This window comes from Vibrio sp. AK197 (genome assembly GCF_053903115.1).
In genome coordinates, this window is the sequence record NZ_CP096430.1 from 400,816 (window position 1) to 425,189 (window position 24,374).

The following is a 24,374-nucleotide window of genomic DNA, read 5'->3' on the forward strand; positions in this document are numbered from 1 at the left end:
TTTAAGTAGTAACTGAAAAAATCCGATTCATTATTTTTATTTGACCATCTAAACTTAAGTTCTAAATTGTTGAGTGCTATTGGGTCGTGCTGCAGTGGCAAGTATAAAAATAACCGTGGATAGGCTTCAGCCTGGATTACACATTCGTCTTCCCCTCAAATGGAATGACCATCCTTTTTTGTTGAATAGCTTCAAAATTAAAAATGAGCAACAGGTTCAGATGATTCGTCATTTGGGCATCTCTCATGTTTTCCTCAATCCGAATCAAAGTGAGACACAACCTCTTCCGCCTAAGCAAATGGAGGAGCAGAGTGAAGAGAGCGTTCAGCAATTAGATGACGAAACTAAAAAACTTTGGGAAGAGAAGCAACAAAGGATCGAGAAGCTCAATGCATACCGACGACGTGTTGCTCAATGTGAAAAAGAGTTTGAACGCTCACTGGCACGGATGCGAGCTGTGATGAATAAAATACGTAACCGACCGGAGCATGCTGTAGGGGAGGCGATAGAGCTTGTCGACAGCATTGTTGATAATCTTCTAAGCGAAGATGATGTCACACTGCATTTGATGAATGGTAAAAGTGAGTTTGAAGATATCTATTTCCATTCTTTAAACGTCGCGGTCATTGCGATGATGATAGCCCGCGCGAAAGAGTGGTCAGCTGAGAAAATAAAGCAGGTCGCTTTTGCCTCTCTATTTCATGATATTGGTAAAATTAAGGTACCGACCGCCATTATCCGTAAAAAGACGGATCTCACTGAACCTGAAAATAACTACTTAAAGCTCCATACCAAGTATGGATTGGATATTGCCAGCAATATTGAGAGCTTTCCTGACATCGCCCAAACTGTGATTGCTCAACATCACGAATGTAATGATGGCAGCGGTTACCCCGAAGGTTTAAAAGAAAGCCAAATTGACGAAGTAACCCAAGTCGTGGCCGTTGCCAATGCTTATGACAACCTCTGCCATCCGAATAATCCGGATAAACAAAAAATACCTTATGTTGCGCTTTCTTATTTATATAAGAATGGGCAAAAGCGGTATAACCAAGATAACCTCAGCATTCTGATTAAGTTCATGGGAGTGTATCCTCCCGGAACAGCAGTACAGCTCTCCAACGATACCATTGGACTTGTGGTTTCGGTCAACTCGAAACATATCCTCTATCCGAATGTTTTAATTTACGACCCTTCGGTACCGAGAACTCAGGCTCCAATCATTGATCTTGCGCAGCGAGATATAAAGATTGTCAGCGCTATATTACCCAATAAGCTTCCAGACAAAGTGCGTGAGTACCTTAATCCTCGCTCTCGAGTCTCTTACTTCTTCGACTCAGATGGTTAAATGTAAGTTATCCACAGGAAAATGTGAGTATCTTGTGTGATTTGTAGTGAGTAAATGTAGATAAAAACCATGTTGAGCAAAAATCAGCCGAACGCGTAATTTATTGTGATTTATTGTGATTTTTTACTTGCCAACTCAAAGCAACTCCCTATAATGCGCCCTCACTGACACGGCAGACGCCACAAGGCTTCAGCCAATGTCTTAGAGGGTAAGACTTCTAAAAAAAGAAAATTTGCGAAAGTGTTTGACACAACAAATTATCTGGTTAGAATGCACCTCCGCTTTGAGAACAAAGTTTCGATAAGCAACGCTCTTTAACAATATAAACCTATCAATCTGTGTGGGCACTCGTTGATGATAATCAAAGATGATTCTAAAGAATCAACTGAGGTTTCAATGAACTGAGTGACCAATCAAGATGTCTTTTGGAAACATTAGAGGTCTTGGCACAGTCAATTCAACATTACTATGTAATGTAATCAGTATTCATTGAGCCAAAAAAACTTTAAATTGAAGAGTTTGATCATGGCTCAGATTGAACGCTGGCGGCAGGCCTAACACATGCAAGTCGAGCGGAAACGAGTTAACTGAACCTTTCGGGGGACGTTAACGGCGTCGAGCGGCGGACGGGTGAGTAATGCCTGGGAAATTGCCCTGATGTGGGGGATAACCATTGGAAACGATGGCTAATACCGCATGATAGCTTCGGCTCAAAGAGGGGGACCTTCGGGCCTCTCGCGTCAGGATATGCCCAGGTGGGATTAGCTAGTTGGTGAGGTAAGGGCTCACCAAGGCAACGATCCCTAGCTGGTCTGAGAGGATGATCAGCCACACTGGGACTGAGACACGGCCCAGACTCCTACGGGAGGCAGCAGTGGGGAATATTGCACAATGGGCGCAAGCCTGATGCAGCCATGCCGCGTGTGTGAAGAAGGCCTTCGGGTTGTAAAGCACTTTCAGCAGTGAGGAAGGCAATGTATTTAATAGATGCATTGTTTGACGTTAGCTGCAGAAGAAGCACCGGCTAACTCCGTGCCAGCAGCCGCGGTAATACGGAGGGTGCGAGCGTTAATCGGAATTACTGGGCGTAAAGCGCATGCAGGTGGTTTGTTAAGTCAGATGTGAAAGCCCGGGGCTCAACCTCGGAATAGCATTTGAAACTGGCAAGCTAGAGTACTGTAGAGGGGGGTAGAATTTCAGGTGTAGCGGTGAAATGCGTAGAGATCTGAAGGAATACCAGTGGCGAAGGCGGCCCCCTGGACAGATACTGACACTCAGATGCGAAAGCGTGGGGAGCAAACAGGATTAGATACCCTGGTAGTCCACGCCGTAAACGATGTCTACTTGGAGGTTGTTCCCTTGAGGAGTGGCTTTCGGAGCTAACGCGTTAAGTAGACCGCCTGGGGAGTACGGTCGCAAGATTAAAACTCAAATGAATTGACGGGGGCCCGCACAAGCGGTGGAGCATGTGGTTTAATTCGATGCAACGCGAAGAACCTTACCTACTCTTGACATCCAGAGAACTTGGCAGAGATGCCTTGGTGCCTTCGGGAGCTCTGAGACAGGTGCTGCATGGCTGTCGTCAGCTCGTGTTGTGAAATGTTGGGTTAAGTCCCGCAACGAGCGCAACCCTTATCCTTGTTTGCCAGCGAGTCATGTCGGGAACTCCAGGGAGACTGCCGGTGATAAACCGGAGGAAGGTGGGGACGACGTCAAGTCATCATGGCCCTTACGAGTAGGGCTACACACGTGCTACAATGGCGCATACAGAGGGCGGCCAACTTGCGAGAGTGAGCGAATCCCAAAAAGTGCGTCGTAGTCCGGATTGGAGTCTGCAACTCGACTCCATGAAGTCGGAATCGCTAGTAATCGTGGATCAGAATGCCACGGTGAATACGTTCCCGGGCCTTGTACACACCGCCCGTCACACCATGGGAGTGGGCTGCAAAAGAAGTAGGTAGTTTAACCTTCGGGGGAACGCTTACCACTTTGTGGTTCATGACTGGGGTGAAGTCGTAACAAGGTAGCGCTAGGGGAACCTGGCGCTGGATCACCTCCTTAATACGAAGATTATTGCGATGAGTGTTCACACAGATTGATGGTTTATACGGTTTTAGAGTACTAAGCGTTCCCAAACGCTTACGATTAGTGTCCCGTTCGTCTAGAGGCCTAGGACACCGCCCTTTCACGGCGGTAACAGGGGTTCGACTCCCCTACGGGATACCACTTTCTTGGGGCTATAGCTCAGCTGGGAGAGCGCCTGCCTTGCACGCAGGAGGTCAGCAGTTCGATCCTGCTTAGCTCCACCATCTTTAAACACATTAGAAATAGTGTTTTTAAAAATGGTTTCTTTCAATAGAAAGTAAACTTTGCTCTTTAACAATTTGGAAAGCTGACGAATAACAACAATCCCCTTATCTTTTAGATAAGCGTTGTTATTCAAATAAAAGTTCTCAAATCCTATTCTCTATGAGAGTAGGTACCAAAATACACATTCAAGTGTTCTTGGGAACAACATTTATGTTGTTCATATTTGAGTCCGGCAAAATCGAAATGTCTCTCGCTCATTCAAATAATGAGAGACACAAACCTTGGTTGCTTATTTGTCTTCACTTTAAAAAGTGAAATCAAATGGGCCATACGCAAGACCCCTTCGGGTTGTATGGTTAAGTGACTAAGCGTACACGGTGGATGCCTTGGCAGTCAGAGGCGATGAAGGACGTATTAACTTGCGATAAGCGTAGATGAGGCAGTAAAAGCCACTTGAGTCTACGATTTCCGAATGGGGAAACCCAAGTGCATAAGCACTTATCTTGCAGTGAATACATAGCTGTAAGAGGCGAACTCGGGGAACTGAAACATCTAAGTACCCGAAGGAAAAGAAATCAACCGAGATTCCGACAGTAGCGGCGAGCGAAATCGGATTAGCCCTTAAGCTTTTAATGATGCAGGTGAACAAGCTGGAAAGCTTGGCAATAAAGGGTGATAGCCCCGTAGCCGCTCCATCATTTTGAGTGAAAACGAGTAAGGCGGGACACGTGATATCCTGTTTGAAGATGGGGGGACCATCCTCCAAGGCTAAATACTCCTGACTGACCGATAGTGAACCAGTACCGTGAGGGAAAGGCGAAAAGAACCCCTGTGAGGGGAGTGAAATAGAACCTGAAACCGTGTACGTACAAGCAGTAGGAGCACCTTCGTGGTGTGACTGCGTACCTTTTGTATAATGGGTCAGCGACTTATATTCAGTGGCAAGGTTAACCGCATAGGGGAGCCGTAGGGAAACCGAGTCTTAACTGGGCGATTTAGTCTCTGGATATAGACCCGAAACCGAGTGATCTAGCCATGGGCAGGTTGAAGATTGAGTAACATCAATTGGAGGACCGAACCGACTAATGTTGAAAAATTAGCGGATGACTTGTGGCTAGGGGTGAAAGGCCAATCAAACTCGGAGATAGCTGGTTCTCCCCGAAAGCTATTTAGGTAGCGCCTCGGACGAATACTACTGGGGGTAGAGCACTGTTAAGGCTAGGGGGTCATCCCGACTTACCAACCCTTTGCAAACTCCGAATACCAGTAAGTACTATCCGGGAGACACACGGCGGGTGCTAACGTCCGTCGTGGAGAGGGAAACAACCCAGACCGCCAGCTAAGGTCCCAAATTATTGCTAAGTGGGAAACGATGTGGGAAGGCTTAGACAGCTAGGATGTTGGCTTAGAAGCAGCCATCATTTAAAGAAAGCGTAATAGCTCACTAGTCGAGTCGGCCTGCGCGGAAGATGTAACGGGGCTAAGCAATAAACCGAAGCTGCGGCAATGCAATTTATTGTATTGGGTAGGGGAGCGTTCTGTAAGCGGTTGAAGGTGTGTGGTAACGCATGCTGGACGTATCAGAAGTGCGAATGCTGACATGAGTAACGATAAAGGGGGTGAAAAACCTCCTCGCCGGAAGACCAAGGGTTCCTGTCCAACGTTAATCGGGGCAGGGTAAGTCGACCCCTAAGGCGAGGCCGAAAGGCGTAGTCGATGGGAAACGGGTTAATATTCCCGTACTTCTTACAATTGCGATGGGGGGACGGAGAAGGCTAGGTGGGCCTGGCGACGGTTGTCCAGGTTCAAGTGCGTAGGCTTAAGAGTTAGGTAAATCCGGCTCTTTATAAGGTCGAGACACGATGTCGAGCCACTACGGTGGTGAAGTCATTGATGCCATGCTTCCAGGAAAAGCCTCTAAGCTTCAGATTGTAAGGAATCGTACCCCAAACCGACACAGGTGGTCGGGTAGAGAATACCAAGGCGCTTGAGAGAACTCGGGTGAAGGAACTAGGCAAAATGGTACCGTAACTTCGGGAGAAGGTACGCTTCTGACGGTGAAGTCTCTTGCAGATGGAGCTATCGGAAGTCGCAGATACCAGGTGGCTGCAACTGTTTATTAAAAACACAGCACTGTGCAAAATCGTAAGATGACGTATACGGTGTGACGCCTGCCCGGTGCCGGAAGGTTAATTGATGGGGTTAGACTTCGGTCGACGCTCTTGATCGAAGCCCCGGTAAACGGCGGCCGTAACTATAACGGTCCTAAGGTAGCGAAATTCCTTGTCGGGTAAGTTCCGACCTGCACGAATGGCGTAATGATGGCCACGCTGTCTCCACCCGAGACTCAGTGAAATTGAAATCGCTGTGAAGATGCAGTGTACCCGCGGCTAGACGGAAAGACCCCGTGAACCTTTACTACAGCTTGGCACTGAACATTGAGCCTACATGTGTAGGATAGGTGGGAGGCTTTGAAGTAATCACGCCAGTGGTTATGGAGCCATCCTTGAAATACCACCCTTGTATGTTTGATGTTCTAACTTGGTCCCCTAATCGGGGATGAGGACAGTGCCTGGTGGGTAGTTTGACTGGGGCGGTCTCCTCCCAAAGAGTAACGGAGGAGCACGAAGGTGGGCTAATCACGGTTGGACATCGTGAGGTTAGTGCAATGGCATAAGCCCGCTTGACTGCGAGAATGACAATTCGAGCAGGTGCGAAAGCAGGTCATAGTGATCCGGTGGTTCTGAATGGAAGGGCCATCGCTCAACGGATAAAAGGTACTCCGGGGATAACAGGCTGATACCGCCCAAGAGTTCATATCGACGGCGGTGTTTGGCACCTCGATGTCGGCTCATCACATCCTGGGGCTGAAGTCGGTCCCAAGGGTATGGCTGTTCGCCATTTAAAGTGGTACGCGAGCTGGGTTTAGAACGTCGTGAGACAGTTCGGTCCCTATCTGCCGTGGGCGTTGGAGAATTGAAAGGGGCTGCTCCTAGTACGAGAGGACCGGAGTGGACGAACCTCTGGTGTTCGGGTTGTGTCGCCAGACGCATTGCCCGGTAGCTAAGTTCGGAATTGATAACCGCTGAAAGCATCTAAGCGGGAAGCAAGCCTTGAGATGAGTTCTCCCTGGCACTTTAAGTGTCCTAAAGGGTTGTCGTAGACTACGACGTTGATAGGCAGGGTGTGTAAGCGTTGTGAGGCGTTGAGCTAACCTGTACTAATTGCCCGTGAGGCTTAACCATACAACACCCAAGGGGTTTTGTGGGCTCAAAGCAAGAACATAAACTTGATTGTGTAAGAAACAGAACGAAAAACAGCTTTCCAAACTTTTTGTTTTCACTTTTTTAGAAAAAGTGAAAGTAAAACAGATAAACTTGCTTGAATGAGCGGGTTTAAAAAGAATTTTGCTTGGCGACCATAGCGATTTGGACCCACCTGATTTCCATGCCGAACTCAGAAGTGAAACGAATTAGCGCCGATGGTAGTGTGGGGTTTCCCCATGTGAGAGTAGGACATCGCCAGGCTTTAAATTTCAACTATTAGATAATTGTTCTAATAGTTAGATAAAAGGGCCCGTTTTTAAATGCGGGCTTTTTTTAGTCCACCGATTAGATTGCTGATATAGCTCAGGTGGTAGAGCGCATCCTTGGTAAGGATGAGGTCCCCAGTTCGAGTCTGGGTATCAGCACCAGTTACTATTAAGTAGTACACAAAATTTGCTTAGCGACCATAGCGTTTTGGACCCACCTGATTCCATGCCGAACTCAGAAGTGAAACGAAATAGCGTCGATGGTAGTGTGGGGTTTCCCCATGTGAGAGTAGAACATCGCTAGGCTTTATTTCCAAGGCCTCGACTGTAAAGTCGGGGCTTTTTTGTATGGTATATGCCTCTTTTAATCTGCTGCTTTATTTAAATCCCAATTATATTGATAATCTATTTCTCCTTGAAAATTCTTAAGCGTAGGTCGATAACGGCTCAGGTGTTTAAGTAACTGCTGTTTGCTGCCAAAATCTTCTCGATACCAGTCATAAATCGATGAGAGTATAAGCGTCTTGCCTTCCAGTTTTACCCCTTTCTGACTTTGAATAAACGCTTTAGCGGCACCTTCAAGCTGGGCTTTTACTTGTGCTCCAGTATAGACATCAGTCTGGAGATTGGGACAGCCTAAACTGGCACAGTTCACTGCGTAGTGAATTCGAGCATCTTTCCAAATAGGGCGTAGAATTCGGTGTTCAATGTCATTAAGTGTTAGATGTTTGCCGTTAATGATGGCTATTTCTTGATCCCAAGGACCAAAACGAAACCATCCTCCAATGTCAGTGATTGACTCTACGGGATAGTTGTCGATAACTAAGTTGACGGTCAATGCGTTATAAAGGTTGATCCAATAAGCCAGTTGTTCATTTGAGTTGTAGTTCAAAGGATCCAGAGACAACTGCTGTTGAATATAGCGACGTAAGCGCTGTTGGTCTTGCGCTGATATATGCTGATAATCAAATAGCGTGTCGCTGCCACTAACCATTAGATTGCCCGTAATGACTTGTTGCCATAATTGGTGAGATATGACTTGCGAATTGTCGGGAGAACTCTGTTGCCAATAAGGCCACAGGTCGGGTTTTGGTGCTCCTAGCGCTGAGAAGGTCAGCAAGCTAAATGATAAGATTAACGAGCGCTGCATACCTATTTCTACCTTTAAGTGGAGATTTAAGATAAGTAGACCTGAATAATAGTAGATCGCTTTCAACAAAAAAGGCTGGCAATCAGTGCCAGCCTTTGAATTTAAAGCGTTACTTCGTACTTAGCGTAAAAAGGCGGGAATATTCGCTTCATAGCGAGAGATTTTTTCCTCGTGCTGCAGTGTTAGGCCTATATTATCTAAGCCATTCAGCAGGCAGTGACGACGAAACTCATCTATTTCAAAGCTGTATTCTTTCCCATTGGCGCGAACTTTCATCGCTTCTAAGTCGACTTCGACTTCTGCACCTTCACTGGCTTCGACAAACTGAAAAATCTCATCCACCTCTTGCTCTGTAAGACGGACGGGAACCATCTGGTTATTGATTGAGTTGCCGTAGAAAATATCCGCAAAGCTTGGCGCAATCATCGCTTTGATTCCGTAATCGGCTAGAGCCCAAGGCGCATGTTCGCGAGAAGACCCACAACCAAAATTTTCACGAGCCAGCAAAATTGAAGCGCCTTGATAGCGTGGGGCATTTAATACGAATTCTGGATTGGGCTGTTCACCCGCATCATCGAGAAAACGCCAATCATGAAACAGGTGTTTACCAAAGCCTAAACGAGAAACCTTCTGCAGAAATTGTTTAGGAATGATCGCATCGGTATCGACATTCGCAGCATCTAAAGGGACGACTAAGCCTTTATGTTGTTTAAAACCTGACATTCTCGTTCTCCTTAATTTAATTCACGAATATCGACAAAATGACCAGCAATTGCAGCAGCGGCAGCCATTGCAGGGCTAACCAAATGCGTACGGCCATCACGGCCCTGGCGACCTTCAAAGTTACGGTTTGATGTCGATGCGCAGCGCTCGTGAGGCCCTAAGCGGTCATTGTTCATCGCCAGACACATTGAGCAGCCAGGCAAACGCCATTCAAAGCCAGCTTCGATAAAGATTTTATCTAATCCTTCGGCTTCGGCTTGTGCTTTCACTTGCTCTGAGCCCGGTACAATCAAAGCCTGAACGTGAGAAGCGACTTTTTTACCTTTCGCCACGGCCGCCGCTGCGCGCATATCTTCAATTCGGGAGTTGGTGCAAGAGCCAACGAAAACTTTATCGACGTTGTAGTCCGAAAGTGACTTACCGGCCTCAAGGCCCATGTAAGCCAAAGCTTTAGTTGCTGACGCTTTCTCAACGGGATCATCAAAGCTTTCAGGAGAAGGGATCGGTGCATCGACAGCAATCACTTGACCTGGGTTGGTGCCCCAAGTGACTTGAGGTTTAATTTCACTGCCTTCTAGTGTTACAACCGCATCGAATTGTGCGTCGTCATCTGTTTGTAGGCTTGACCAGTATTCTACCGCTGCATCCCAATCCGCACCGCTTGGCGCAAACTTACGCCCTTTAATGTAGTCAAAAGTCGTTTGGTCGGGGGCTATCAGTCCTGCTTTTGCGCCGAGTTCGATGGCCATGTTACATACCGTCATACGGCCTTCCATAGACAGGTCGCGAATGGCTTCACCACAAAATTCAACAACATAGCCAGTACCGCCTGCCGCGGTCGTTTTACCAATGATCGCCAGTACGATATCTTTTGCGGTAATTCCAGGCGCTACTTTGCCTTTGACCTCTATTTTCATGGTTTTCGCTCGCGCTTGTTTTAGCGTTTGCGTCGCAAGCACGTGTTCGACCTCAGACGTACCGATACCAAAAGCCAAAGAACCAAATGCACCGTGAGTGGCGGTGTGGGAGTCCCCACATACGATGGTCATGCCTGGCAGTGTAATACCAAGCTCAGGGCCCATCACGTGGACGATGCCTTGATATTTATGATTGATATCGTAAAGGGTTACTCCGAACTCTTCGCAGTTCTTCTTCAACGTTTCCATTTGGATACGCGCCATCTCACCAGAGGCGTTAATATCTTTGGTTGTGGTTGAGACGTTGTGGTCCATCGTCGCGAAGGTTTTACTTACTTGGCGGACTGGGCGACCTTTTTCACGCAAGCCATCAAACGCTTGTGGTGAAGTCACTTCATGCACCAAATGACGATCGATATATAGGATTGGGTTTTCACCCTCGGCAGCTACGGCAACGTGTGCGTCGTAGACTTTTTCATATAATGTTTTGCCCATTGTTTTTCCTCGTCGCCGTGTCACTACAATCGCGCTCGGTTTCTGTTCTCTATCGGTAGAGGGAGAAATGCGCAGTGTAGTACCAATGAATCTGAGACGGACTTATACTCATTGGCTCCAGTGTGATGTTTGACGACCTTATTATTTTGTTGTGTTTGCTTTATTTATTATGAATTCAGAATGTAAGCGGCAATGGTGTCGCCCATGTCTGAAGTCGAGAGTGCAGGTTTGTCGCCAGCTAAATCACCGGTGAGTTCACCAGCTGATAGCGCTTTGGATACGGCGGCTTCAATGCTTTGCGCCGCTTCTTCTTCACCTAAGCTGTAACGCAGCATCAACGCGGCAGAGAGAATCTGCGCGACTGGATTTGCAATGTTTTTACCGGCGATATCGGGCGCACTGCCACCTGCTGGTTCATAAAGACCGAACTTGCTCTCGTTCAGGCTCGCTGAAGGAAGCATGCCCATTGAGCCTGTAATCATCGCGCATTCATCGGATATGATGTCGCCGAAGATGTTTGAACATAGCATTACGTCAAACTGCGCTGGGTCTTTGATAAGCTGCATCGTCGCATTATCGATATACATGTGAGAAAGCTCGACATCTGGGTAGTCTTTGGCAATCTCTTCAACCACTTCACGCCATAAAATTGAGCTTTGTAGTACATTAGCTTTGTCAATTGAGCATACTTTTTTACGACGAAGGCGCGCAGACTCAAACGCAATTTTGGCAATGCGCTCAATTTCAAAGCGGTGATATACCTCGGTATCGAATGCTTTTTCATTCGCACCTTCACCTTCACGACCTTTTGGCTGACCAAAGTAAATCCCACCAGTCAACTCGCGAACGACCACAATGTCAAAACCACGCTCAGAAATATCGGCGCGCAGGGGAGAGAAGGCTTCTAAACCTTGGTGAATTTGCGCTGGGCGCAGATTGCAAAATAGTTGAAAATGCTTACGAAGTGGAAGAAGAGCTCCGCGCTCAGGTTGATCATTCGGTGGTAAATGTTCCCATTTCGGGCCGCCAACGGAACCAAACAAAACCGCGTCTGCCTGTTCACAGGCGGCAACTGTGCTTTGTGGTAGTGGTGTTCCATGGTTGTCGATGGCAATACCACCAACATCGTGCTGCTCGCGATGAAAAGTGATGTTGTGTTTCTTTTCGATAGCATCCAATACCTTATGGGCTTGGGCCATTACCTCTGGGCCAATGCCGTCACCGGGCAATACTGCAATCTGATAGCGCTTGTCAGTCATGTTCTTCCTTAAATTTTAGATTTTTTCGTGTGCTTAATTCTAATGAAACCCCGAGCGAAATGCTCGGGGTAAATTCGTTAAACGGCTGCAATTTGCTTTTGTTTGATGGCTTCGATCTGATCCGCTCGGTGGATACTGTTGATCACATGTAGCAAGGCTTGTCCGGACGCTTCAACGATGTCAGTTGACATCCCAGTACCATGGTATTTACGACCTTTATAGTTAGCGATGATGTCTGCTTGGCCTAGGCCATCTTCCCCTTCGCCTTTTGCTGTTAGGTCAAACTTATCCAATACGATGTCGTAACCGGTGACGCGATAAATGCATTGATATAAAGCATCAACAGGACCATTTCCAACTGCGGCTTCGCTTTTCTCTTCATCGCCGCATTGTAGCTTAATACTGGTGGTTGCCATCACGCTACCAGATTGTACGCTTAAGTAATTCAACTTGTAGAAATCGTCTTCTTCGCGCAAGTTTGAGAAGTGCATGAGCGCTTCTAAGTCGTAATCAAACACTTGCCCTTTACGGTCAGCCAGTTTCAAGAAGTCTTCGTACAGCACATCCAAATTGTACTGCTCTTCTTTGTAACCCATGGTTTCCATGTGGCTCTTAACGGCAGCACGACCACTTCGGCTGGTCAGGTTCAGAGCTTGGTTTTTCAAGCCAATTGACTCTGGCGTCATAATTTCATAAGTGTTTTTGTTCTTTAGCATGCCATCTTGGTGAATGCCTGAGGAATGGCTGAAGGCATTCGCACCAACAATGGCTTTATTGCTTTGAATTGGCATATTACATAATTGGCTAACAAGCTTACTGGTTCGATGGATTTCTTCGTGTTTGATGCCAGTATTGACGCCTAAGAAGTTTTCACGAGTTTTGATGATCATCGCGACTTCCTCTAATGAGGTGTTACCCGCGCGTTCACCAATCCCATTGATGGTCCCTTCAATTTGCCTAGCGCCTGCTTGAACGGCAGCAATCGAGTTCGCCACTGACATACCCAAATCATCGTGACAGTGAACGGAAATGACCGCTTTATCGATATTAGGGACGCGATTGAATAGGTTTTCAATGATGCCTCCGAATTCACTAGGAATGGTATAGCCGACTGTATCTGGAATATTAACGGTTGTTGCACCTGCATTGATCGCCGCTTCTACCATACGGCATAGGTTATCAATTGGTGTACGGCCTGCATCTTCACATGAAAATTCAACATCATCGGTATATTTACGCGCATGTTTCACCGCATTAACTGCCATTTCGACAACATCATCATAGCTACGACGCAGTTTATCTTCGACATGAATGGTTGATGTGGCTAAGAAGGTATGGATTCGGAATTGATCCGCCACTTTCAAGGCTTCTGCTGCTGCGTCGATATCTTTTGCTACTGCGCGTGATAACGCGCAAATTCTGCTGTTTTTGATATTTTGAGCAATGGTTTGTACAGATTGAAAGTCGCCTGGAGAGGAAATCGGAAATCCCGCTTCGATAACATCAACGCCGAGTCTTTCCAGCGCGAAAGCAATTTGCAGTTTCTCCTTAACCGTTAAGCTTGCTGACAACGCTTGTTCGCCATCCCGTAATGTGGTGTCGAATATAATGACTTGGTCGTTCATGTTGGCTTCCTTTTTATCGATGTTGTGTTGTGCGTGTTATGTCATGTTGTGTTTATGGAGATACAAAAAAGCCCGCATCTCGATGCGGGCTTGATAAATCTTGTGTGGTTATTTTTCTTCCACAGCCTACCCGCGCGATCTGGTCACGATGAGGAGGAGGCTAAGCAGGAGAGAAAAACGAGCTGTCATGATTGTTAAGCTTTCCACAAAATTAAGTTATCAAATTAGTACCGCACTCCATGGGTGACGTCAACCCTAAAGTCGAATTTTTATTCAAATTGATTCAACTTCGAGCTTGAATCGCAGTTTGACGTGGAAATTTGCTCTCTTCATTACCTTGATAGTGTCTATCACCATTATTGGTCTATTAAAATCAGCTTGCCGGTCTGAGGATCGCGGTAGACAGTTCCGACACTTTCCATGCCTTGTTGCGATTGTCCCTGCTGTTTCATTCGGTCGGGTAAATCTATCAATTCATCGGAGGTGGTTACTTCTACTTCAGTCAGTGAAAAATGACGTTTAAGGTCATCGCTTTGAGCTATGAGTGCGATCATCAGCCCAAGAGCAAATACCAACATCACGTCCATAATATTGGCGAAACCGCTGAGAGGGTCCGTCTCTTGATGAGAAAAACGTCCCCCTTTTAGCAGCCTTAGACGGGGAGGGTGGTTATGCGTTGATTGCGGCTTCATCATATTCTCTCGTTTCAATTTCTAATAACGTCACTTCATACCAACGGCGGCGAATGCGCCCGAAGATATAGCCGAACAAGCCAATCAATAGGCCCAATACCGTGGTATCAAAAGCAACGGTCATTGCCGTTGCGAGTTGCTCGATATTTCCACCAGAGAGAGCCGCAAGGCCAGGTCCGAGAGGAATGAGTGTGCCCATGAGACCGAGAATTGGCCCGCTACGAGCCAACAGATCCACACGTTCCAAACGTTTGGCGGCATATTGTTCAAACTCGTTAATCGTGCTGTGTTGTAAAACACGTAGACCATTGTATTTTTCGCTCAGCAAAATGCCGAATTCCCATAACAGACACAAAAGGCAAACAGCAAGACCGAGCATTACTGGATAAAGAAGCCAAGAGACCAAATGGTGAAGTAGACCCAATGTGTATCCGTAAATCATCAAGATGCTCCTTTTAAGGTATTTATTGTGCGACGATGTTGGCGGTAGCTCAGCATGATGATAGCCACAAAAAACAGGCCGATGACGCCTGAGATTAGCCAAGTCAACCAGGAGGCACTTGGCTCAGAGGGCTGAGAGTCAGATTGTGTTGATTGCGGTTGCTGCGACTCTTGCTCTAGCTTGACTTCTTTCAATGAGTGAATTTCTTGGCGCTGGGGAGAGTCTTGCTGCGCCTGCTGCAAAACTTCGGTAAAGGCTTGGCGTTTATCGCCGCTGAGCAGCGATTTGAGCCAGGGCATCATCGGATGATCTGGCGTCGTATGACCACTGCCCGGTAACCCATGTTTTATCACCAACTGTGCAAACTCATCAGCCAGTTGCTGTGTCGTCGCTTGGTCTGCATTCCAAAATCCTTTGTGAATCGCCACCAACATAATCGCCAACATATTGGATTTAACATGAACGTTGTGCCCTTGTTCGAGAAAGTCGTCTAAACCGAGCTGATAGCGGTCATCCATATACACCTCTTTCACTTCCTGCCATGCCCAATCCCCGACTAATGTCGGGTTAGTGACTTGCCACCCCCAGAGGTACTCCAAAAATTCACTGCCCATGGTTCGAGCACCTGCATAGCCGTGCTTCATTAAGCCGGTTAACCACTCTGGGTTGAGGAAACGTCCTCTAAGTTCTTGTTTTAACGCGCTCGCGAGCGGTTCCGTGACCACTTTTTGGGGATTGGCATGATTAATCACGAAGTTGTTCGGGGCTTGTCCAGATAGTGTTTCGACCGCTAAGCTAAGGCCGCCTAAATAGTCAAATGCATCGTTATTGTCGATGAGGCCGTATAGATTGCTTGAACGACCGAAATAGGTATTTTCCACATCGCTTAACAAGTGACGAAATGTTTGTTCTGCTGCGATACCATATTGTTGTGATGTGAAACCATGACCTAGCCGCCTTAGGTACACATCGGCTAACTCTTGGCGTTTTTCCCAAGCCCCTGAACGCTCGGCTAAGCGATTCACGCCAGCTCCATAACTGCCCGGAGCATCACCAAAAATACGTAATGAAGCTCGCAAAGCGGCTTGTTCCGGTTTAAGGCCTTGAGCCAATAAATCGCGGCTGTCTTGTACCCAGTGAGCCGCGACTAAGTTTTGACTCAACGGCTCTTGACCACCCTGGCGCAGGTTACCGAGTGGCTGCAATGCGATATCGAGAACTTGAGTTAAAGCCGGATGCTGTTTGACGATGATATCTGCTGACGCATCGAGAGCGAGCAATACGGCGTTATCTAACAAATGCATTTGCTGAGCGTAAAGGTCGCGAAATAGCCCGGAAGTGGTGAACACCATATCACGGCGCTGGCGATCGCTGGGTAATGGTTGGCGCTTTAAGCCTTTAACCAGCCCTCGACTGTTCCAAACTGGCTCCAAGCCGAGCATATCTAATGCGAAAGCGATCATTACGCCTTCATCGCGCACGACATCGGATGCCCATAATATTTGTGCTTCACGTTTTGTTGGATCGAAGGGATTATTGTGGCGAGCATTGCTGGCCATCTCTTTACCCAATTGCCACGCAATTCGGCTAGGAATTAAGCTGTTGTCTAGAGCATAAAAATTTCGACCAGTCGGTAGGCTTTCAGGGCTACGAATCGGATCGTTTCCTTTTCCAGGCGCGATAAAGCGGCCATTTAGCCCATTTAACAGCGCCGTCATTTCATAGGAAGGGGAACTACGGAGTAAAGCTTGCCACTGCTGACGTTGACTATCTGATGTTGGGGACATGGAATTGACCATCATATCAATGGCAGGCGTCTGCCAATCTTTGCCAAAGATATGTAGGCCATATGGCATGAAGTTTTCTTGCAGGTTCGTGAGGTAATGACCAATTTCATGCACCAGCATATCGTCATTGACTTGATCAAAGCCGATCCCCATAACGGCGAGTTCAGCAGACATTGATTGCGCGAGTTCTTGCTTGAGGTCGAGTGCGTCTACTTTGGCTCGAATTTGGGAGATTAACTGGCTTTTAAGCGTTTGATTACGGCTGTCGTGATTAGCTTCAAAACTTTCAACTAATTGGCGTAATTGCAGTAAATCGTCATAAAGTGGCGTGCTCTCGAGTGGCGGAGTGAGGTGGTCAACCATCACAGCTAACCCACGGCGTTTGGCTTGAATGCCTTCACCAACACCATCCACGATATACGGATAGATTCCGGGAACATCGGCTGCAATGATTCTTGAGTAATCATCATTGGCTAAACCAACGGAACGGTGTGGCAGAAACTCGTAGGTTGAGTGACGGCCGACATGGACGATGACATCGGCTTTAAACACATCACGTAAATAATGATAGTAAGCCAAATATTGGTGCGTGGGTGGGAAGGCTAAGTTGGCGTGTAGCAGTTCTGGATTCACCTCCCAGCCTCTTGGTGGTTGAGGGCTAAGCATGATATTCCCATACTGCAAGCTAGGTAGCAGCAACTGTTGGTTATACACCATGACATTGCCGGGAATCTCTCCCCAACCGCCGAGGCCTTCAATCCCCGTTTCCTGCAACGCTTTTACAATGTTTTTGGCTTGCGTCCAGCAAGCTGGGCCAGAATTCTCGATTTCGCTCAAGTAACAGGTTTTCAACTGCTTTAGCAAAGAGAGCGCTCGTGCTCGCGCCGGATGATCCACCCCTTCGACCAAATGCACCATTTCTTCCATGGTGCTAGTGAGTAAAGCATGCGCTTGCTGCGGTAGTTTGGCGTTAAGTGCGGATTGTAACTGCGCTTGCAAGCGGCCAAATGGTCCATAACGCATCTCATCTTGTACTGAGCTTGGCAGTGTCGCGAAGTAGTCTTGATATTGCGCGATATTCATTGTTGGAATTGTTGCACTCATGGTTTCCAGCGCGTGTCGGTCATTGGGGAGGTTGACTCCACGCTGCTGAATATCATCCAGCAATGCCTGCTGTGAATTGGGTAAGGTACCGACTTGATATCCTGCTTGCTTGAGGCGATTTAAGATTTGCCATAAAGAGGCAGGAACATCAAGGTTGTCCGCGCCGATATTGTGGCGTCCTGGAGGGTGGTTATAGTAGACAATCGCAACGCGCTTATCTTTGTTGGCTTTGGTTTGTAAAGTCGCCCAGCGTTTGACTCGCTGACTGATGACTTGCATTCCTTGTCGCTCAGGTTCAATCGGCTGAATCTCAATGCCAGATAAGGGATCTTGGTGTACTTGTCCTGCGGTTGCGACGATTATTGGCTGACTAGCACCTTGAATTTCTGGCATTGCCACTTGGTAGTAAACTTTATCGGAATGAATGCCATCGGCAGAGAGTTGCCATTGCTTGGCGGTTCGATCACGAAGTTTGATCGCTTTGAGTACAGGAACGTTAAGTTTGGTCAACTGCTCGGTGACGTGTTCTCTTCCTTTCCCACCACCAATTACGAAATCTTGTAACATCACAATTGCGGCTAAGCGTGGTTCTATCGTACTCAGTGTCTCAATCGCTTGAACACTGGCGTCTCCCCAGGCGGCAAGCCCGACGAGGCATTGCAAGTGATGAGTGTCTTCAATTTGTCGACACAACTGTTGGAATACCTTGCTGTCACTCGGGCGCGTGCCACCACTATGATCAAGCAGCATTACAATCGGCTGATGGTGGGGCATTGTCGGCAATTGCGAATAATACTGTTGTTGATACCACCATCTGAGGCGTGGTTGCGCCGTTGCAGGTTCTGGAGTGAGTGAGTTATCCCAAAGACGAGCAAGCCAAGTCAATAAGTGGCGAGTGTTGTCGACACCGCCAGCTTGCCAATAGCCGCGAGCCGTTAACCAAGGTGCTTGTTGTGGATTTTGTTTAAGCAGCGCACTGAGCCAAGTTTGGAACTGATCATCGGGTCTTAGCGCGGCCAAGGTAGTTAATTGCTCAGGAGCAGAAAATTGTTGCTGCTGTTGATAGCGACTTAATCCGACGAGTCGGTGGTCACTACTAAAAATCAGCAGGGTGTCTGGCGCATTGAGCTGTAAATCATGTTCTAGTTCGCCAACAATGGCCCCATACAGCCCAATTCCCACTAGCGCTTGGCTATGAGTGAGCAATTGTTGGCGAGTGGTGGATGAGCTGGCTAACCATTGTGTGTCCGTTCGCGCCGTGATGCGAATATTCGGTGTTTGCTGGTGAAATTGTTCCACTGCTTGAGCAATGGTTTCTGCGTTGCGCTGTGAGACAATCAACAGCAGTTGATGTTGTGCTGCGCTGCTGCTGGCGCTCATTAACATCAAAAATAAAATAAACAAAATGCGCATATCTAACCTCAAGGGAATGCTTTGCCTTAAGGGAGAATTGTTCTGAGGACTGATGTCGGAGAAAAGGTGATGTAAAAGACCAACGACATAGTGCCAGGTATTCCCGCCCGGTGACGTGTTTTAATCCGTATTTAAACCCCAAGTATCTGGCTTGTGATAGGTCACTTACAGTTGCGGGTACAGCCTCGGATTCGCACCGAGTTCCTTGGTTATGCCGATGAGGGCAAAGTTTAGATGGGTTGTTATAGAGGGTTCTATTTGTTAGGTCAATAAATAGTCGCTATTCAGTAAGTCTTATATAAAAGCAACCATAAGCAAACGGTGAATTTGATGCTGGTGGAATTTTCATCAATTTACCAATAATACGTCACCGAACTGTCATTTTGGCTCTTTAACGTGATTGGTAATCCGTCAAAGAAGGAGTCGGTAATGCGTACTATAGAACCGATTGCAAAGTTAGATTTTGCATTCTCACAGTTGTGTTTGCGCCATAAATTCAGTTTGCCTGTCGCTCGAGTGAGCCAAGCCATTTCCCATACCGGTGATGGCCACCTTTATGCGTTGATTGGGGCGTTAGCTTGGTTTGTTGATGGGCCGATCGGGCTTGTATTTTTGATGACCGGCCTGTTGGCCTTTGCCATCGAACTGCCAATCTATTGGTTAGCCAAAAATCTGTTTAAACGCCGCCGCCCGCAAGAATTGTCTGAACTATTAACCTCCTTTATTACCCCTTCTGATCGATATAGTTTGCCTTCTGGACATACCAGCGCTGCGTTTCTAATGGCGGTGCTGCTCGGGCATTTCTACTCAGACACGCAAATATTGGCGATGAGCTGGGCGAGTGCCATTGCCGTCTCTCGTGTGTTGTTAGGCGTTCATTTTCTTACCGATGTTGTGATTGGTGCATTACTCGGCACTAGCTGCGCAGTGGTCGCAATCAGTGTGATGGGAGGGTAGAGGTTGAGAATATTATTTGGCGTTCAAGGGACGGGAAATGGACATATTGCTCGGGCTCGCGCAATGCAGCAATCGTTTGAAAATAAAAACGTTGCAGTGGACTTCTTGTTTTCAGGTCGTGAGCGGAATAAGTATTTTTCGATGGAGCCATTTGGCGACTTTGAGACTCGTCGTGGCCTGACGTTCTGTGTTGATAAAGGCAAAGTGAATTACTGGCAGACTGCCGCTAACAATAATCTCTGGCAATTTCGCCGTGAAGTGGCGGAGCTGGATCTCTCTGGATACGACTTAATCTTGAATGATTTTGAGCCTGTTTCTGCTTGGGCCGCGAAACAGCAAAATATCACGACGATTGGTATCAGCCATCAAAACGCCTTTCGTTATCCTATTCCGGTCAAAGGCGCGAACTGGGTAGATAAAAAAGTCGTTAAGTATTTTGCGCCCACAAAGTTCAGTATTGGTTTGCACTGGTATCACTTTGATCAACCGCTTCTGCCACCAATTATTCATACTCATGGCTCACAAGCCATTCGTCATGAGGCTTTTGTGTTGGTGTACTTGCCTTTTGAACGCCTAGAAGCGATCAGTGACTTGTTATTTCGTTTTACTCGACAGTCATTTGTCTGTTATCACCCAGAGGTTAGTGCGCCTTATCAGGAAGAAAATATCCAGTATCAACCCTTATCACAGCCCAACTTTCAACATCACTTATTGCGTTGCGGTGGGGTTATTGCCAATGGTGGGTTTGAATTACCTTCAGAGGCATTGAGTTTAGGTAAGAAGTTATTACTCAAACCTCTGGCTGGTCAGTTTGAGCAATTGACCAATGTCGCGACGTTAGAACATTTAGGTTTAGCCCATTCAATGGATTATTTGGATGCCGCTGCGGTCCGTGACTGGTTAGACGAAAAGCAAGCGGATCAAGTGCAATTCCCGAATGTGGCGGATGCGATCACCGAGTGGATCCTCAGTGGTGAATGGCATAACAGCGCGTCTTTAAGTGACCAATTGTGGGATAAGGTCAACTTTCCAGAATACGTCTCCTTCTCTTAATTCTGCCTCTATCACCCGCTGACAAGTGTTGGGTTTATTCACTTGTGAGTGGGTGTTTTTATTTTTGAATATTCATTACTCTGATGAATGTGTGGGAAAATTCCGATAAATCGCCTCTATCGGCTGCGAAAATTATTCTAAAAACAGCCTGAAAATATTTTTAGGGTTTTTTATACTGTATATAAGCGTTTGTTTTGTAGGTTTTTTCCTGAACTGTGGGTAAAAAATACTGATTAAATATCAACACTGTTGATAAGGGCTTATTGATTCGCAGATAGTAGCGCTGTCCAAAGATTCATCTAAAACACAAATATAAGAATCCTTGGTTATCTATTCCGATTTTTTGAAAGTTATCGTTATTAGGTTTGACGAATACAGAGGCGTTTTATCAATGTTAGACAAAAAAGAACCAATGAATGCAATTTCTAGCTACCGAATGGAGAGTACGCTAAGAGGAGTAGACCTTAATCTACTGACCGTGTTTGACGCAGTAATGCAGGAACAAAATATTACTCGCGCTGCACACAATTTAGGTATGTCTCAACCGGCAGTAAGTAACGCTGTTGCGCGTCTTAAAGTCATGTTTAACGATGAGTTGTTTATGCGCCAAGGTCGCGGTATTCAACCAACTCAACGTGCTCGTCAATTGTTTGGGCCTGTTCGTCAAGCTTTGCAATTGATCCGCAATGAATTACCGAGCTCTATTTTTACGCCAGACACTTCAACGCGTTTATTTAAAATGGCGATCTGTAGTCCTTGTGATATGCGTTTTGCCCCGCGCATTATGCAAACCATCCATAGTAAAGCACCGAATGTACAGCTGCATCTCGATGCGGAATTCTCAAGCAACTTGGCTGAGCGTTTACGTTTTCAAGAGATCGACTTTATTATCGATTACTCGCGCTTTGATGAACCAGGTTATTCCAGCACTGAAATCTTCCAAGATGAATTAGTCGTGGTGGCGTCCAAATCACACCCGCGTATTCAGGGTTCTGTGACTGCCCCTGATCTTCTTGAAGAGCGCCATGCAAAATTGTCCCATGTTCACGGGTTACGCAGTTTCTCTGAATTGGCTTACAGCGATTTGGATGTGAAAAGCTACTATGAAGGTACCAGCCTGAGTAATGTGCTTTACGTAGTGAGTCAATCTGAATTGGTGACCATTGCTCCTCGTTGGATGGTTGAAAATGCGGTGAACAAGGATCAATTGCAAGTCCTTCCATTGCCATACACCAATTCACAAATCAGTGGGTATTTGAGCTGGCATGAGTCGAGCGAAAAAGACAAAGGCCATATCTGGTTACGTGATCAATTAATGGTGATTTGCGGCGAAGTGGTTGCCCAAGCTTAATCTTTGAGCTCGCTGTTATAAACGTAAAACCTTGGATAGTGTCGCTATTCAAGGTTTTTTACAATTTATACCCTCTCAAGTTTGACCCTTGTCAGTTGCCTTTTCTTGACTTGGCGATACACTTGTTCGCTCAAGTTAGCTTACAGCTGTAAGCCCAAAGGTATAAAAGAGCATGGCCTATTTAGATTTTCATATTGTTAGCCGTATACGAGAGCAGGCCGCTAAAGGCGGGGAGCGCGTTGCGCTACAACATAAAGTGGATAAAACCTGGCAAGCGATCAGCTGGAAGTCTTTTGGTATTCAGATCGACGAAGCTTCGCGGGCTTTATTGGCATACGGGATTGATGTTCAGGATAAGATTGGCATCTTCTCGTCGAACATGCCGCGCTGGACGATTACTGATTTCGCTGCAATGCAAGTGCGAGCGGTTACGGTGCCTATTTATCCAACCAACACCGCTGAACAGTCCGCGTATATTTTGCAAAATGCTGATGTAAAAATACTGTTTGTTGGTGAACAGGCACAATATGATGCGGCTCTCGATATTTTCCAACAATGTCCACAGTTGGAATGGCTGGTGGCGATGTCTGATGATATCGATCTGCAAGGCGCGCCATTTGCTGTGCATTGGGCTGACTTTACCGCGCGAGGTTCTGATAACTATCAGGCTGAGTTAGATTCGCGTCTGTCACAGGCGAATTTGCATGATCTATTTACTCTGATTTATACCTCTGGAACCACAGGGCAACCGAAAGGAGTCATGCTGGATTATGCCAATATAGCCGCGCAGTTACAGGGCCATGATCAACGCTTGCAACTGGGTGAGCAGGATGTCTCTTTGTGCTTTTTACCTTTGTCCCATGTTTTTGAGCGCGCTTGGAGTTTTTATGTTCTGTACCGTGGTGCGAGCATTAGCTATCTGCAAGATACCCGTTTGGTGCGTGAAGCACTAACCGAAGTCAAGCCGACCGTGATGTCTGCCGTTCCCCGTTTTTATGAGAAAGTGTTCTCAGCCATTCATGAAAAAGTATCGAAGGCGCCTGTTCATAAAAAGGTTCTGTTTACTTGGGCTGTGAATATGGGGGCCAAAATGGCGGCGTGTCATCAGCAAAACACTAAACCTTCTTGGTTGTTAGCCCGTAGTTATCAATTGGCGGATAAATTGGTGTTATCCAAAATGCGCGCTGTACTCGGTGGACGAATTAACTTTATGCCGTGTGGTGGCGCGAAACTGGATGAAACCATTGGCCGTTTTTTCCATGCGATTGGCGTTAATGTCAAGCTTGGCTACGGTATGACAGAAACGACCGCTACGGTTTCTTGTTGGGATGATAAGTGCTTTAACCCAGACTCCATTGGTATGTCGATGCCGGGGGCTCAAGTTAAAATTGGCGAGAATAACGAGATTTTAGTCCGTGGGCCGATGGTGATGCGTGGCTACTATAAAATGCCGGAAGAAACAGCCAATACGTTTGATGAGCATGGCTTTTTAAAAACTGGCGATGCGGGTTACATTGATGAAAATGGCAACCTATTTATTACCGATCGCATCAAGGAATTGATGAAGACATCCGGTGGGAAATACATTGCCCCACAAATGATTGAAAGTGCGATTGGCAAAGATCATTTCATTGAGCAAATTGCGATTATTGCCGATACCCGTAAATTTGTATCGGCACTTATTGTTCCGTGTTTTGATAGTTTGGAAGAGTATGCCAAAGAGTTAAACATCAAATACCACGATCGTTTAGAGCTGGTGAAGCATCATCAAATTGTTGCCATGTTTGAAAAGCGGGTGGAAGAGTTGCAGCAGGGATTGGCTAAGTTTGAGCAGGTGAAAAAATTTAAGCTGTTGCCAAAAGCGTTCTCAATGGACGATGGTGAACTGACACCTACCTTAAAACTACGTCGTAAGGTTATTAATAACAAATATCAGCAAGAAATCGACGAAATGTACGACGATAAAGACAAAAAAGCCTAATTTCTCGTCTTTTCGCCAACAATTAAAACCTCGTGAACCGACTGGACGCGAGGTTTTTTTGATCGCGGGTTTCTGGTTGTCGATGGATTTAGCGAATGATATTCGTCGATTTAATTATATTTTTTCACTTTTTTCTGCACGAGCTTGTCGTATCTTTCTAATTTGTTATCAGGTTGTAGTGAAATAAACTGAAATTATCGATATTTTTAGCATGTTGTTTAAAAGGTGATCCAAC

General features: G+C 46.5%; 13 protein-coding genes, 3 tRNA genes, 4 rRNA genes and 1 riboswitch. Of the genes, 12 read left to right on the plus strand and 8 right to left on the minus strand.

The features are described 5' to 3' along the window. Nucleotides 1-94 precede the first annotated feature (94 nt). The 8 genes from M1D72_RS09030 (at nucleotide 95) to rrf (M1D72_RS09065) (ending at nucleotide 7,496) form a co-directional block, all read left to right on the plus strand. Nucleotides 95-1,348: an HD-GYP domain-containing protein gene (locus M1D72_RS09030; protein ID WP_456296670.1), complete on the plus strand. Its 1,254-nt coding sequence runs from the start codon at nucleotides 95-97 to the stop codon at nucleotides 1,346-1,348. Nucleotides 1,349-1,855: 507 nt separating this feature from the next. Next, a 16S ribosomal RNA gene (locus M1D72_RS09035) occupies nucleotides 1,856-3,409 on the plus strand. Nucleotides 3,410-3,498: 89 nt separating this feature from the next. Further along, nucleotides 3,499-3,574, plus strand: a tRNA-Glu gene (locus M1D72_RS09040). A gap of 7 nt (nucleotides 3,575-3,581) precedes the next feature. Then, a tRNA-Ala gene (locus M1D72_RS09045) sits at nucleotides 3,582-3,657 on the plus strand. A gap of 355 nt (nucleotides 3,658-4,012) precedes the next feature. Then, nucleotides 4,013-6,903 (plus strand): 23S ribosomal RNA (locus M1D72_RS09050). Between the two features lie 165 nt (nucleotides 6,904-7,068). Next, nucleotides 7,069-7,185, plus strand: a 5S ribosomal RNA gene (gene rrf / locus M1D72_RS09055). Between the two features lie 91 nt (nucleotides 7,186-7,276). Then, a tRNA-Thr gene (locus tag M1D72_RS09060) sits at nucleotides 7,277-7,352 on the plus strand. Between the two features lie 28 nt (nucleotides 7,353-7,380). Beyond that, a 5S ribosomal RNA gene (gene rrf / locus M1D72_RS09065) occupies nucleotides 7,381-7,496 on the plus strand. Together the 16S, 23S and 5S rRNA genes with 3 tRNA genes alongside form the textbook arrangement of a ribosomal RNA operon. A 58-nt stretch (nucleotides 7,497-7,554) precedes the next feature. Here rrf (M1D72_RS09065) and M1D72_RS09070 read toward each other — a convergent pair. From M1D72_RS09070 to M1D72_RS09105, 8 genes are all read right to left on the minus strand, one after another. Continuing rightward, entirely contained in the window at nucleotides 7,555-8,340 is a 786-nt protein-coding gene (locus tag M1D72_RS09070; protein ID WP_456296671.1) for a DUF547 domain-containing protein, read from the minus strand. Between the two features lie 120 nt (nucleotides 8,341-8,460). Next, complete coding sequence (gene leuD, locus M1D72_RS09075; RefSeq protein ID WP_456296672.1) at nucleotides 8,461-9,063, minus strand: 3-isopropylmalate dehydratase small subunit; 603 nt, start codon at nucleotides 9,061-9,063, stop codon at nucleotides 8,461-8,463. 11 nt (nucleotides 9,064-9,074) lie between these two features. Continuing rightward, nucleotides 9,075-10,475: a 3-isopropylmalate dehydratase large subunit gene (leuC, locus tag M1D72_RS09080; RefSeq protein ID WP_390191766.1), complete on the minus strand. Its 1,401-nt coding sequence runs from the start codon at nucleotides 10,473-10,475 to the stop codon at nucleotides 9,075-9,077. Between the two features lie 167 nt (nucleotides 10,476-10,642). Next, nucleotides 10,643-11,734 (minus strand): 3-isopropylmalate dehydrogenase, encoded by a 1,092-nt coding sequence (gene leuB, locus M1D72_RS09085; RefSeq protein WP_456296673.1) that lies wholly within the window; start codon nucleotides 11,732-11,734, stop codon nucleotides 10,643-10,645. Between the two features lie 77 nt (nucleotides 11,735-11,811). Further along, nucleotides 11,812-13,359, minus strand: a complete 1,548-nt coding sequence (gene leuA / locus M1D72_RS09090; RefSeq protein ID WP_390191761.1) for a 2-isopropylmalate synthase — start codon at nucleotides 13,357-13,359, stop codon at nucleotides 11,812-11,814. Between the two features lie 356 nt (nucleotides 13,360-13,715). Then, nucleotides 13,716-14,054: a DUF2149 domain-containing protein gene (locus M1D72_RS09095; RefSeq protein WP_390191758.1), complete on the minus strand. Its 339-nt coding sequence runs from the start codon at nucleotides 14,052-14,054 to the stop codon at nucleotides 13,716-13,718. Continuing rightward, a complete protein-coding gene (locus M1D72_RS09100) occupies nucleotides 14,029-14,493 on the minus strand; it encodes a MotA/TolQ/ExbB proton channel family protein (protein WP_456296674.1) in 465 nt (154 codons plus the stop codon). The genes M1D72_RS09095 and M1D72_RS09100 overlap by 26 nt, the downstream gene beginning before the upstream one ends. Further along, entirely contained in the window at nucleotides 14,493-18,797 is a 4,305-nt protein-coding gene (locus M1D72_RS09105; protein WP_456296675.1) for a cobaltochelatase subunit CobN, read from the minus strand. The genes M1D72_RS09100 and M1D72_RS09105 overlap by 1 nt, the downstream gene beginning before the upstream one ends. A 120-nt stretch (nucleotides 18,798-18,917) precedes the next feature. Next, nucleotides 18,918-19,043: riboswitch (cobalamin riboswitch) on the minus strand. A 183-nt stretch (nucleotides 19,044-19,226) separates the two neighbouring features. Here M1D72_RS09105 and M1D72_RS09110 point away from each other — a divergent pair. From M1D72_RS09110 to M1D72_RS09125, 4 genes are all read left to right on the plus strand, one after another. Continuing rightward, nucleotides 19,227-19,754, plus strand: coding sequence for a phosphatase PAP2 family protein (locus tag M1D72_RS09110; protein WP_456296676.1), 528 nt, complete (start codon nucleotides 19,227-19,229; stop codon nucleotides 19,752-19,754). A gap of 3 nt (nucleotides 19,755-19,757) precedes the next feature. Next, nucleotides 19,758-20,807, plus strand: a complete 1,050-nt coding sequence (locus M1D72_RS09115; RefSeq protein ID WP_456296677.1) for an MJ1255/VC2487 family glycosyltransferase — start codon at nucleotides 19,758-19,760, stop codon at nucleotides 20,805-20,807. A 391-nt stretch (nucleotides 20,808-21,198) separates the two neighbouring features. Beyond that, complete coding sequence (gene leuO / locus M1D72_RS09120) at nucleotides 21,199-22,158, plus strand: transcriptional regulator LeuO (protein ID WP_390191746.1); 960 nt, start codon at nucleotides 21,199-21,201, stop codon at nucleotides 22,156-22,158. Between the two features lie 172 nt (nucleotides 22,159-22,330). Further along, entirely contained in the window at nucleotides 22,331-24,139 is a 1,809-nt protein-coding gene (locus M1D72_RS09125; RefSeq protein WP_456296678.1) for an AMP-dependent synthetase/ligase, read from the plus strand. Nucleotides 24,140-24,374: the final 235 nt, after the last annotated feature.